This window comes from Gramella sp. MAR_2010_147, assembly GCF_900105135.1.
GTDB lineage: Bacteria > Bacteroidota > Bacteroidia > Flavobacteriales > Flavobacteriaceae > Christiangramia.
This window is the reverse complement of the sequence record NZ_LT629741.1, coordinates 235,856-247,927: the sequence shown is the minus strand read 5'-3', so window position 1 is coordinate 247,927 and position 12,072 is coordinate 235,856. Positions and strand designations below refer to the sequence as shown.

Annotated in this window: 9 protein-coding genes; all 9 read right to left on the bottom strand. The window is 38.6% G+C overall.

What is annotated here, in order from left to right:
• Positions 1 to 11 precede the first annotated feature (11 nt).
• The 9 genes from BLT95_RS01140 to BLT95_RS01100 all read right to left on the bottom strand — a co-directional run bounded on the left by BLT95_RS01140 (position 12) and on the right by BLT95_RS01100 (position 12,028).
• Positions 12 to 872, bottom strand: coding sequence for a BadF/BadG/BcrA/BcrD ATPase family protein (locus BLT95_RS01140; RefSeq protein ID WP_089664241.1), 861 nt, complete (start codon positions 870 to 872; stop codon positions 12 to 14).
• 77 nt (positions 873 to 949) lie between these two features.
• A complete protein-coding gene (gene gap, locus BLT95_RS01135) occupies positions 950 to 1,948 on the bottom strand; it encodes a type I glyceraldehyde-3-phosphate dehydrogenase (protein ID WP_089664240.1) in 999 nt (332 codons plus the stop codon).
• Between the two features lie 16 nt (positions 1,949 to 1,964).
• On the bottom strand, positions 1,965 to 2,951 hold the full coding sequence (gene pfkA, locus BLT95_RS01130) for a 6-phosphofructokinase (RefSeq protein ID WP_089664239.1): 987 nt from the start codon (positions 2,949 to 2,951) through the stop codon (positions 1,965 to 1,967).
• 125 nt (positions 2,952 to 3,076) lie between these two features.
• Entirely contained in the window at positions 3,077 to 4,522 is a 1,446-nt protein-coding gene (locus BLT95_RS01125) for an alpha-amylase family glycosyl hydrolase (protein ID WP_089664238.1), read from the bottom strand.
• 30 nt (positions 4,523 to 4,552) lie between these two features.
• On the bottom strand, positions 4,553 to 6,412 hold the full coding sequence (locus BLT95_RS01120; RefSeq protein ID WP_089664237.1) for a glycoside hydrolase family 13 protein: 1,860 nt from the start codon (positions 6,410 to 6,412) through the stop codon (positions 4,553 to 4,555).
• Between the two features lie 53 nt (positions 6,413 to 6,465).
• Positions 6,466 to 8,772 (bottom strand): glycoside hydrolase family 65 protein, encoded by a 2,307-nt coding sequence (locus BLT95_RS01115; protein WP_089664236.1) that lies wholly within the window; start codon positions 8,770 to 8,772, stop codon positions 6,466 to 6,468.
• Positions 8,772 to 9,452: a beta-phosphoglucomutase gene (pgmB, locus tag BLT95_RS01110; protein WP_231896387.1), complete on the bottom strand. Its 681-nt coding sequence runs from the start codon at positions 9,450 to 9,452 to the stop codon at positions 8,772 to 8,774. Before pgmB ends, BLT95_RS01115 begins: the two co-directional genes overlap by 1 nt.
• The gene (locus BLT95_RS01105; protein WP_089666809.1) at positions 9,439 to 10,872 is read right to left on the bottom strand and encodes an MFS transporter; all 1,434 of its coding nucleotides are present in this window, start codon (positions 10,870 to 10,872) and stop codon (positions 9,439 to 9,441) included. The genes pgmB and BLT95_RS01105 overlap by 14 nt, the downstream gene beginning before the upstream one ends.
• A 127-nt stretch (positions 10,873 to 10,999) precedes the next feature.
• Positions 11,000 to 12,028, bottom strand: a complete 1,029-nt coding sequence (locus tag BLT95_RS01100) for a LacI family DNA-binding transcriptional regulator (RefSeq protein WP_089664235.1) — start codon at positions 12,026 to 12,028, stop codon at positions 11,000 to 11,002.
• Between the last annotated feature and the right edge of the window lie 44 nt (positions 12,029 to 12,072).

Genomic DNA, 12,072 nt, shown 5'->3' with positions numbered 1-12,072 from the left:
AGAAAATGAGATTATGAAACCTTGATCACATTTTTTCTATAATACTCTATCAATGCATCAATGGGTCTTCTCACGATATTCCCCAATTCAATTCCGTAAGGCTGCAAAACCGACCGGATGATATCTTCACTAAAGTAAGCAATGGAGCCAATAAAATGAACCGGAACAGAATTTACCTGTGGATAACTCATCACCCTGGAATGAACAAAATCTGTTAAGCCTTCGTGTAACAATTTGTAGAAATATCCATTACGCTCATTGGTGAAAATAAATTCAGCGAAATTGGCCAGATAGGTATTTGGATTGTCCTTTCTGTATAAATTCATTTTAATAACATCTGAATTTACATCGAACTTCTTCTCAAATTTTTCAGCGATTTCCGGAGGCATTCTTTTATAGTAGTAATCCCTGATCAGCCTCTTTCCGAAGTAATTTCCACTAGCTTCATCCATTAAAATGTAGCCAAGGGAATCTACCACCTGATGAATTTTTTCTCCATCAAAATAGCAGCTATTAGATCCTGTTCCAAGAATACAAACAATTCCGGGTTCAGTGGTAGCGGCATGGACAGCGGCTACAGTATCTTCCATCACCAGTACCTCATCGGCATTGGTAAAATAGTTTGCAATAATACTTTTAAGTAATTCTCTTGGGGTTGGTGTTCCACAACCGGCACCATAAAAATGAATTCTCTCAATAGAATCTTTTACTTCTGCAAGTTCAGGATTTTCAGCAAGTCTTTCTTCTAATACAACTTCCTTAAAAACAGCAGGATTCAAACCTTTACTTCTGGTTTTAAAAACCTGTTCCCCTTCATTGTTTAGAAGTATCCAGTCACATTTGGTGGAACCTCCATCAGCAATTAATATCATGTGTTCAAATGATTAATTTAAATCTTTACAACATACAGCCGGTTGTTCCCAACCGTATGCTGTAGATTTAAAAAATATTATAAAGTAGCTACGTGAGCAGCCAAATCTACCAGTTTAGATGAGTATCCGTACTCATTGTCATACCAGGCGATTAATTTAAAGAATTTCTCATTCAATTCAATTCCCGCACCCGCATCAAAGTTACAGGTATGTGGATCTGAAACATAATCCTGACTTACCACCTCTTCTTCTGTATAAGAGATTACTCCTTTGTAATCCCCATCTGCAGCTTTTTTGAAAGCAGCTTTAATTTCATCGTAACTGGTAGCCTTTTCAGTTTTTACTGTAAGATCTACCACAGATACATCTGTAGTTGGCACTCTAAAAGCCATACCAGTAAGTTTTCCTTTAAGTGAAGGAATTACTTTTGTTACCGCAACTGCAGCTCCTGTTGAACTTGGGATGATATTTGCCATGGCACTTCTTCCTAATCTAAAATTCTTCTTAGAAGGCGAATCTACCGTAAACTGAGTAGAAGTTGTTGCGTGCACGGTAGTCATTAATCCTTCAACAAGACCAAACTCATCATCGATTACTTTTGCAAGTGGCGCCAGACAGTTGGTGGTACAGGAAGCATTTGAAACGATATCCTGATCTGCTTTTACATCCTGGTGGTTTACTCCCATAACGAACATTGGCGCAGTTTTAGAAGGTGCAGAAATTACCACTTTTCTTGCTCCGGCATCAAGGTGAGCTTTCGCATTGTCCAGATCTGTAAAGATCCCGGTACAATCCATTACTACTTCAACTCCAGCATCTCCCCACTTGAGGTCTGCAGGATTCTTTTCTGAAGTTACTCTTATCTTATTCCCGTCAACAAAAAGATTCCCATCTTTTACTTCAACAGAACCTTTATATTTTCCGTGTACTGAGTCATACTTAAGTAAATAAGCCAAATGATCCACGTCCAGTAAATCGTTGATAGCTACAACTTCTACATTCTCATTTTGAGCGGCAATTCTGAAGGCAATTCTTCCAATTCGCCCAAATCCATTAATTCCAATTTTTGTACTCATTTTCTTTGGTTTTTAATTATACCGAAGTGATGTCTGCCACCCTTCGTAATTCTTTATCTAATTTAGCATCACCATTAATAGCGGCGGTAAGATCTACATGTACTACCTTTTGGTGGTGTATTCCAATCATAATTTCAGACTGGTTCTTCATTAAAGCTTCTACTGCTCCAACGCCTAGTTTACTGGCCAGCACACGATCAAAGCAACTTGGAGATCCACCTCGCTGAATATGGCCAAGTACTGAAACCCTTACCTCATATTCATCCATATTCTCTTCAATATACGAAGCCAGCTCAAAAATGTTCTTTCCACTTTTATCTCCTTCAGCAACCACAATAATGCTAGAGGTCTTTCCAGATTTTTTACTTTTTCTCAGAGAATCCAGCAATCTTTCAACTCCGAGATTTTCTTCTGGAATCAAAATTTCTTCAGCTCCGGCACCAATACCGCTATTTAAAGCGATATCTCCAGCATCACGCCCCATGACTTCTACCAGGAAAAGCCGGTTGTGTGAACTGGCGGTATCACGAATCTTATCTATTGCTTCTACCACCGTGTTCAAAGCGGTATCGTAGCCCAGGGTATAATCTGTGCCATTGATATCATTATCTATGGTAGCAGGAATCCCCACGGTAGGAAAGCCAAATTCTTTACTGAAAAGCTGAGCACCGGTAAAAGTACCGTCTCCACCAATCACTATTAATGCATCCACATTATTAGCTTTTAGGTTTTCGAAAGCTTTCTTCCTTCCTTCCTTTGTTTGAAACTCCCTGGAACGTGTAGATTTTAGAAAAGTTCCACCTTTATTGATTATATTTCTAACCGAACGCGCATCCAGAGATTCAAAATCAGCTTCGATAAGTCCCTGATAACCCCTGAAAATACCGGTACATTCCAGGTTATAGAATGAACAGGCACGTACAACTGCCCTTATTGCAGCATTCATTCCCGGAGCGTCTCCTCCGGAGGTTAGAACTGCGATATTTCTTATATTTTCAACCATTTACCTCAAAACTAAACTCTTTCAAAGCGATAACCTAATTTCGGAAAAAACTAAAACGTTTTCGGTTAATAACTAATAAAAAAAGCCACAATCAAGTGGCTTTTTGCAAATAATTATGACTTTAATTACTTATTTATCAAAATTTTGTACTCCCATGGCTCAAAATTCATTTCCTGCTCACTTGAAATAGAAATTTCAGCATCGTTCATATAGTCAATAAAATCACCTTCTACTTTCGTAGTAAATGTTAGTGGTTTACCAGTCATATTTGCTACATAATACAATGTCTCTCCATTTTTTTCCCTTTTAAAAGCAAGAAGCTGTTCTTCAGCAGAATTATTAATTGCCGTATAAGAGGCAGCATTTTTACCACCGTTCAACGCAGAGTTTGAATTCTTCAACTTACCCAGTTTTTCCAAAAGGGGATATACCTTCCCTTTAGTCTTTGGAATGGTATCTTTTTCAAAAAACAATAATCGTTTATCCATATCGTACTCCTGCCCACTGTAGATCAATGGCATTCCCGGAATGGTATAACTCATTGCCAGCATAGCTTCGGAAGCATCTCCCATTCGTTCTCTAACCGTTCCTGCCCATGAGTTTTCATCGTGATTGGTCACGAAGTTCATTAGAAAATCATCATCCTGGAAAGTAGAATCAATCTTTTTCATATAATCATCCCAGTCTTTCGCATTCTTTTCTCCTTTGGCGATACTATTCATTAAATGATGACCTTCCCAGTTGTACCCCATTTCAAAGGCATTATGAAAAAGATCTTTAGGATCCTGAGCTTCTGCCAGCATAATCAAAGGTTTTTCATCATTCAAAGTCTTCGCTGCCGACTCCCAGAAATCTGTAGGAACCGAGTGTGCAGCATCGGCTCTAAACCCATCAATATCGTGTTCTTTAACCCAAAATAACATTTCTTCGATCATCTTCTGGCGCATTTCCTCATTTTCAAAATTCAGGTCAGCAACATCTGTCCAACCCCAGGGCTCTCCGGTTTCCTCGTTAATAGGATCTGTAATTTCACCATCTTTTCCTTTTGTGTAGTATTCAGGATGTTCGGTGATCCAGGCGTGATCCCAACCCGTATGGTTAGCAACCCAATCTAAAATAACATATATCCCATTCTCGTGAGCAGTTTCTACCAGCTCATCAAAATCTTCCATGTTTCCATGCTCAGGATTTACGGCAGAATAATCTGAAATAGAATAATAGCTCCCTAAATATTTCTTCCGTTCCTCCGGATCTTCAATATCTTCCACATCTTTTCCTCCAGTTGCTTTTCTGTTCTTTTCAGAAATTGGATACATCGGCATAAGCCAGATCACCTTTACTCCAAGTTCCTTTAACTGCGGAATATCTTTTGTGAACGCATCAAAAGTTCCTTCTGGTGAATATTGCCGAATATTAGCTTCATAAATCACAGCACTTTCCATCATCTCATCACTAACCGGTGCCAGACTATCTTTTTTAGCCTCTTCCGCAGTAGATTCGTTTTTATTCGGTTCATTTTTACATGATATCAGCAAACCGAAGATCATGATTAACAACGCAAATTTTTTCATTATTAACTGGTTTTTCGTTTTAATAAATTCTTAGTTGGTTTTTGTCGTAAATAAATACGGACCTCTTTCAGGTATTTGAAGCGTATTCTTCCATTCAAATTTTTCTCCTGAAATCAAGTTCTTCAGTGCCGTTCCCTCAAGTCCCAGTTCCTTAAATCTCTCCAGATCCAATTCCACCGGCTCATTATTTTTGTTTAAAATTAATACCACTTTTTCATCTTCTGAAATTCGGGATATTAGATAAATACCATTTTCAGGAGCAAAATGGATGGTTTCTCCCTCTCGTATCGCCTCACTGTTTTTACGATAATTCAGGATCGTTTTCAGGAAAGATTGCATTGCTTTTTGATCATCAGTAAGCCCTTCTCCTGTAAAAGCATTCACATCACTGTTCTCCCAACCACCAGGAAAATCTGTTCTTATCAAACCATGATCTCCAGGCTTGGCGGTATTTTCCATCAGAATTTCTGTTCCATAGTAAATTTGAGGAATCCTGGGAAGTACCAGCAGATAACTCAAAGCCATTTTTGTATTGGGAATATCTTCTTTCAGCTGTGTAAAAATTCTGCTCATATCATGATTATCTGGGAAGATCATAATATTTTCAGGGGAAGCGTAGGCAAAATCATTGGAAAGACCGGCGTATAATTGGTGAAGCCCTTTCTCCCAGCCAGGTTCCTCATTTAATCCCTGCACAATTCTGGACTGCATCGCAAAATCCATCGTACTCCTTAAATTGGAATCATAGCCATTATCCACTCCATTCTGCCAGTATCTGATGAGTAACGGATTATTACTCCACTCTTCACCCACAATATTAAAATTAGGATATTCGGTCATGATCGCTCCCGCCCAATCGCTCATAAATGCCTTATCGGGATAAGGATAGGTGTCCTGACGAATCCCACCAAGGCCTAAAGTTTCTATCCACCAGAGGCTATTCTGAATAAGATATTGTGCCATATGAGGATTCCGCTGATTCAGATCTGGCATGGTATCTACAAACCAGCCTTCGCTCAACCTGCTTTTATCAACTTCGGAAGCATACAGATCCATATTGGCGGTTCTCTGATGATTAGAATGAGGTATTTTCTTCCCATTCTCATATCGCTCCTGGTAGTTAACCCAGTCACTAAACGGAAGATCGTCCATCCACCAATGCTCTACCCCGGCATGATTCGCTACCTGATCCATAATTAGTTTAATGCCTCTTTCATCCGCTTTCGTCGCGAGTTCTTTATACTCTTCCAGCGTTCCAAAACGAGGATCTACTCTGTAAAAATCTGTCATCGCATACCCATGATAAGACCCGGAGTTCATATCATTTATAAGCAGCGGCGAAGACCAAATTGCGGTAAAGCCCATCTCATCGATATAATCTAAATGATTGATAATTCCTCTAATATCACCCCCATGACGGGCATAATCATCACTTCGATGTATGCTTTTTTCATTCAAAGATTCATCAATATCATTTGAGGTATCGCCATTGGCAAAACGATCTGGAGTAATTAGATATACGGCATCAGAATTATCAAAACCCACATAGTCTGCTGCAGGCTTGGTTCGAGCTTTAAGTTCATAATTATATTTTTCCTCAGAACCATCAGGCAATTCAAAAGTTATTTTAAAAGTGCCGGGGCTAGCTTCTTCGGAAATTTTAAGGTCTATAAATAAGTAATTCGGACTATCAGCCTGATTTACTTTCTCTATACTCACTCCCTTATAATCAATCGATGGCGTTGATTTTCCGATGTTATCGCCATAGACCATTAATTGAAGGTCAGAGTCTTCAAATCCAACCCACCAGTTTGGTGGCTCTACTCTTTCTATTTGAGCCAGGGTAGTAAATCCTGTTATTAGAAAAGCAATTAAAAATAAATTTTTCATAATATAAATATTTAAAAAAAGGCTTCCTTAGTGCTAAGGAAGCCTTTGAGATTTTAAGCACTTACCCGTGTATTCGGTAAAACTTCCAGTTTTTTTCCATTTACAAGAATTTCTATAGAATTTTCCCCTTCCAGAGAAAACTCTGTTTTACCTGCAGATACATCCACTTTTAAAATTCTGTCGCGGAAATTCACCTTAAAAGAATAGGCTTTCCATTGTTCCGGAATTTGAGGTTTAAAGGAAAGTTGATCTTCTTCTACCCTCATTCCACCGAAACCTTCTACAATACTCATCCAGGTTCCCGCCATACTGGTGATATGACAACCCTGCTCCACTTCCTTGTTATAATCGTCAAGATCCAATCTTGAGGTTCTTACGTAAAATTCATAAGCCTGTTCCATTCTTCCCAGTAAAGCAGCCTGAATACTATGTACACAAGGAGAAAGTGAAGATTCATGTACCGTAAGTGGTTCGTAGAAGTCAAAATGTTTCTCAAGCTCTTCCTTACTGAAATGATCTTCAAAAAAGTAAAAGCCCTGCAACACATCGGCTTGTTTGATATAACAGGACCTTAAAATTCTGTCCCAGCTCCATTTCTGGTTAATAGGGCGTTGTTTCTTATCCAGTTCAGCTACCGGAACGATCTCTTTATCAAGAAATCCATCCTGCTGAAGATACACTCCATATTCCTCTGAATATGGGAAATACATTTCTTCGGCAACTTCTTTCCATTTTGATAGCTCTCCTTCATTTAAAGAGGTAAGTCCCATCACACGCTGGTAGTCATCTTTATATCCATCTTTTACCTTGTCTATCATTTGCAGACAATATTCAATACACCACTTGGCTATATAATTTGTGTACCAGTTATTATGAACATTGTTTTCATATTCATTAGGCCCGGTAACCCCCAGGATCACATATTTATTCTTGTCTTTACTGAAATTTGCTCTCTGATACCAGAACCTGGCAATAGCGATCATAACCTCAAGTCCTTTTTCAGGAATATAGCTGAAATCACCTGTATAACGTACGTAATTATAAATGGCAAAAACCATGGCTCCATTTCTATGAATCTCCTCAAAAGTGATTTCCCACTCATTATGACTTTCTTCACCGTTCATGGTCACCATAGGATATAATGCCGCTCCGTTGGCAAATCCAAGTTTATCTGCGTTCTCTTTGGCTTTCTCTAAATGATGATGCCTGTATGTAAGTAGTTTCCTGGCAACTTCCTGATCTTTTGTCGCCATATAGAAAGGGATACAGTAAGCTTCGGTATCCCAATAGGTACTACCGCCATATTTCTCTCCGGTAAATCCTTTTGGGCCAATGTTCAGTCTTTTGTCTTTACCTAAATAAGTTTGATTCAGCTGAAAAATATTGAAACGGATTCCCTGCTGCGCTTTTACATCTCCGGAAATGGTAATATCTGCCATTTCCCAGATCGCCGCCCAGGCTTCTTTTTGTTCTTTTTTAAGTTGATCAAAACCTTTACTCAAAGCTTTATCCAGAACCCTTGCCGAGGCCGAAATTAAATCCGCTTTTTGATGGTTCATATCGGTTACATACCCGGCATATTTTATGATCGATGCCGTTTCCCCCTGATTAGTCTTTACTGAATAAGAAAATGAAAGTCGGTCTTCATCGGTTTTTACTTCCGGAGATACATCTTCCTTTTTGCTATTCAGAAAAACTTCAGATTGCATATAAGTCCCAACATGAAATTCGGTTTTTAGTGTTTTAGAAACTAAAAATCCACGATCGTTTTCTGACTTTACTTCCAGTGTTTCCCAGAAACGTTCTTCCCAATTAGCATCGGTATTGGTAATACTTCCATCCAGATAAGGGTCAAAACGAACCGTAGCATCTAAATTTAATGGTGTTACTTCAAACTTAATTGCACCCAGTTCATCATCTACAATAGACAGAAATCGCACAGCTTTCACCTCTACTTCTGTTCCATTTGGTAAAGTTGCTTCAAAAGACCTGGCAAGGAAACCTTCTTTCATATTCAGTTCTCTACGGAAATTGGTCACTTTCTCGCAAGTATTTAGATCTAAAGCCTCTTCATTTACAAAAACATTAATCCCAATCCAGTTTGGAGCGTTCAAAACCTTTGCAAAATATTCCGGATAACCGTTCTTCCACCAGCCCACTTTGGTTTTATCCGGATAATAAACTCCGCCTATATAGCTTCCCAGAAAACTGGGACCGGAATATTGTTCCTCAAAATTGGCCCTCTGGCCCATCGCTCCATTTCCTATACTAAATAGACTTTCAGAAGATTTCACTCTTCCTGCATCAAACTCTTCTTCAATAATGGACCATTCGTCCGGTTTTATATAATCCTGATTCATTACTTCTCTTTTCTCAATAATTTTTTAATAAACTCTATATCAATCTCTGTGAAATCGCTAAAAATATAGTCTGCTTCATGCAGCACTTTTTGATCACCAATTCCTATACTGGTCATTTTTCCCGCATTTGCTGCCTGTACTCCGGCGACCGAATCTTCAAATACCACACAATTTTCAGGAGCTGTATTCAGTTTTTCAGCCGCTATAAGGAACACTTCTGGATCTGGTTTTGCCTTGCTTACATCTGTACCGTCTACAATAGCATCAAACTTTTTATACAGATCAATTTTTTTTAAAATCGTTCTGGCATTTTTACTAGCCGAACCTAATGCAAACGGAATATTGTGTTCCATCAAATATTCAAACACTTTAGATACACCCGGCAGAATTTCCGCATTATCCATTTCATCCACACAAGAGAGGTAATTTTCATTCTTACGCGCCATTTGTGAATTAAATTCTTCTTCGGAAAGCTCCATATTTCCCCATTTCAGAATTTTCTTTAATGATTCTATTCGGCTTACCCCTTTTAATTGCTCATTCTGCTCTTCGGTAAAATCAAATCCAAGATCATTGGCCAGTTTTCTCCAGGCCAGAAAATGAAATTTGGCGGTATCTACGATCACACCATCCAGATCGAATATGAATGCTTTATCACTATTCATTTTATGCTGGGTCATATTTTATCGCTTTTCTATCGGTTATTAATAAGTTTGAAAATGCTGCCAGTAATAAGAAAATACCAGCAACCGTCATCGCATGTATAGATTCCTCGCCAATTAAACGCTGCAGGAATACGACTCCTCCTAATGCTGCGATTATTTGTGGTACTACAATAAACATATTGAAAACCCCCATCATTAATCCCATTTTACTGGATTCTACAGAACTGGAAAGCATGGCATATGGCATGGAAAGGATGCTTCCCCAGGCAAATCCAATCAGAATAAAGGAGACATACAACATGTCGGGATCGCCGGGAATAAAAAACATGAGTAGAAAACCTGCTCCGCCCAGAATTAAACTTCCCATATGCACGATTTTTCTGTTTATAGCAAATCTGGAAGTATAAAAGGTTAGTAAGAGTGCGAAAGCCATGGAAGACAAGCCATAAATCCCCATTTTGGAACCTACATCGTCACTAGCTTCATTATAACTTTTATCCTGTTCAGAATATGCCAGTCTTGCCTGATCATCCTGAAAAAGAATTACACGATCTGCATCGTACTGAATATTTCCCTCTGCATCTAATTGTGCGAATTCTTCTATTTGTGGTTTTGGAGCATTATAGATATGGCTTGTTAGCGCTGGATTAGCCAACGTCCACATGGCAAAAAATGCGAACCAGGAGAAGAACTGTACGACTCCTAATTTTTTCATGATCTTAGGCATCAAGGCGTACGTACCGAGAATGGTCTTCAACATACCCTGGTCTTTTTCTTCTTCAGAATCCGGATCAAATTTTTTCATCTCTTCAGGAGTATACTCCTTCGTAGTAAAGATGGTAACCAGAATAGAGCCAATAAATACCACGGCTCCAACGATAAAAGCAACCTTTACAGACTCAGGAACGACTCCCGGAGCTGCTTCGTTACTAATATCCAGTACATTATTCATAAATTTTGGCAGGTTACTGGCTACCCAGGTTCCTATACCAATAATGAGGGTTTGAATAACGAAGCCGTAACTTCTTTGCGATTCTGGCAACTTATCTGCCACCAGAGCTCTAAATGGTTCCATAGAAATATTAATGGAGGCATCCAGAACCAGTAATAGGCCGGCGGCCATCCATACCGCAGAAGAATAAGGCATCAATAGTAAAGCAATCGAGCTTAAAATAGCTCCCAATAGAAAGAAAGGTCTTCTTCTACCCAGGTTTTTGTGCCAGGTATTATCACTTAAATATCCAATAATGGGTTGCACGATGAGTCCTGCCAAAGGTGCAGCGATCCATAATAACGGGATATTGTCCTTTTCAGCACCTAATGTTTCGAATATACGAGACATGGTAGAGCCCTGTAGAGCGAAACCAAACTGAATACCCAGGAATCCGAAACTCATGTTCCAGATATCCCAAAACTTTAAACGGGGTTTTTGCATATCGTATTTTAAAAGGTTTACGATAAGCACAATGACTTATCAAAACTTATTTTAGGTAGGAAGTAAAAATATAAGTTTTGATAAATTTCAATTATGACAAATATATAGTTTTTTTGAAACGAACAGCTTATTTCTTAGATTTTGTTGAATTTCGAGTCACCAGTTCTGTCTCTACAATAATAGTTTTATAATAATCCTCCTCACTTGGAGTGCGTTCCAGTTTTTCAATTAATAACCGGGCAGATTCTTCTCCCATCTTCATTCCGTGCTGACTCACGGTGGTTAAACTTGGTATAAATCTTTTAGACAGTTCTCCATCTGTAAAACCGATGACCGAAACATCTTCCGGTACTTTTTTACCCTGTTCCTGGATCGTTTTAATAGCCGAAATCGCAAAATGCTCGTTTACAGCAAAAACCCCATCTACTTTTTTATATTTCAGAAATTCTTCAATTTCAGCCTCACTGTTTTCCATCTCCTCGATCTTCAGGATAAGGTCTTCATTGATCTCTATATTATTTTCAACCAGAGCCTGTTTGTATCCATGAGTACGCAGTTTACCAACGCTCACATAATCTACCGTAGAGATCAAGGCAATATTCCTGCATCCACAGTCTATTAAATACTGAACTGCTTTTTTACCACCGTTCACATCATCAATGATCACTTTATCACAGGCAATTTCATCTACTACCCTATCAAAAAGAACCAATGGCATACCCTGGTTAATTGCTTCGGTTAAATGATGATAATCTCCTTTTTGCATAGTATCTTTTGCAAGAGAAAGAATAAAGCCATCTGTACTGCCATTGGCCAGCATCTCCATATTCAGGACTTCCTTATCAAATGAATTATCTGAAAGGCATACAAAAACATTATAACCCATTTCGTTCGCTACCTTTTCCACGCCACTAATCACGGTAGTGAAAAAATGATGAACTATCTCAGGAATAATGATCCCTATAGTCTTGGTTTTTCTATTCTTAAGACTAAGCGCTATGTTATTAGGTTTGTAATTATAATGTTTGGCAAAAGCCTTGATCTTTTCTCTGGTTTCTTCTCCAATTTCAGGACTATCTCTTAAGGCTTTCGAAACCGTAGAAATTGACACATCTAATTCTTTTGCAATTTTTTTTAGGGTAAGTTTTGGTTTCATTGGGTTACGATATACTTTAATTTAGCCTGGAATAATTTTCAGTT

What these genes read in the sequence shown, in the direction of transcription:
- BLT95_RS01140 (WP_089664241.1), bottom strand. Translation starts at nt 872, where the DNA reads ATGATATTAATTGCTGATGGAGGTTCCACCAAATGTGACTGGATACTT.
- gap (WP_089664240.1), bottom strand. Translation starts at nt 1,948, where the DNA reads ATGAGTACAAAAATTGGAATTAATGGATTTGGGCGAATTGGAAGAATT.
- pfkA (WP_089664239.1), bottom strand. Translation starts at nt 2,951, where the DNA reads ATGGTTGAAAATATAAGAAATATCGCAGTTCTAACCTCCGGAGGAGAC.
- BLT95_RS01125 (WP_089664238.1), bottom strand. Translation starts at nt 4,522, where the DNA reads ATGAAAAAATTTGCGTTGTTAATCATGATCTTCGGTTTGCTGATATCA.
- BLT95_RS01120 (WP_089664237.1), bottom strand. Translation starts at nt 6,412, where the DNA reads ATGAAAAATTTATTTTTAATTGCTTTTCTAATAACAGGATTTACTACC.
- BLT95_RS01115 (WP_089664236.1), bottom strand. Translation starts at nt 8,772, where the DNA reads ATGAATCAGGATTATATAAAACCGGACGAATGGTCCATTATTGAAGAA.
- pgmB (WP_231896387.1), bottom strand. Translation starts at nt 9,452, where the DNA reads ATGACCCAGCATAAAATGAATAGTGATAAAGCATTCATATTCGATCTG.
- BLT95_RS01105 (WP_089666809.1), bottom strand. Translation starts at nt 10,872, where the DNA reads ATGCAAAAACCCCGTTTAAAGTTTTGGGATATCTGGAACATGAGTTTC.
- BLT95_RS01100 (WP_089664235.1), bottom strand. Translation starts at nt 12,028, where the DNA reads ATGAAACCAAAACTTACCCTAAAAAAAATTGCAAAAGAATTAGATGTG.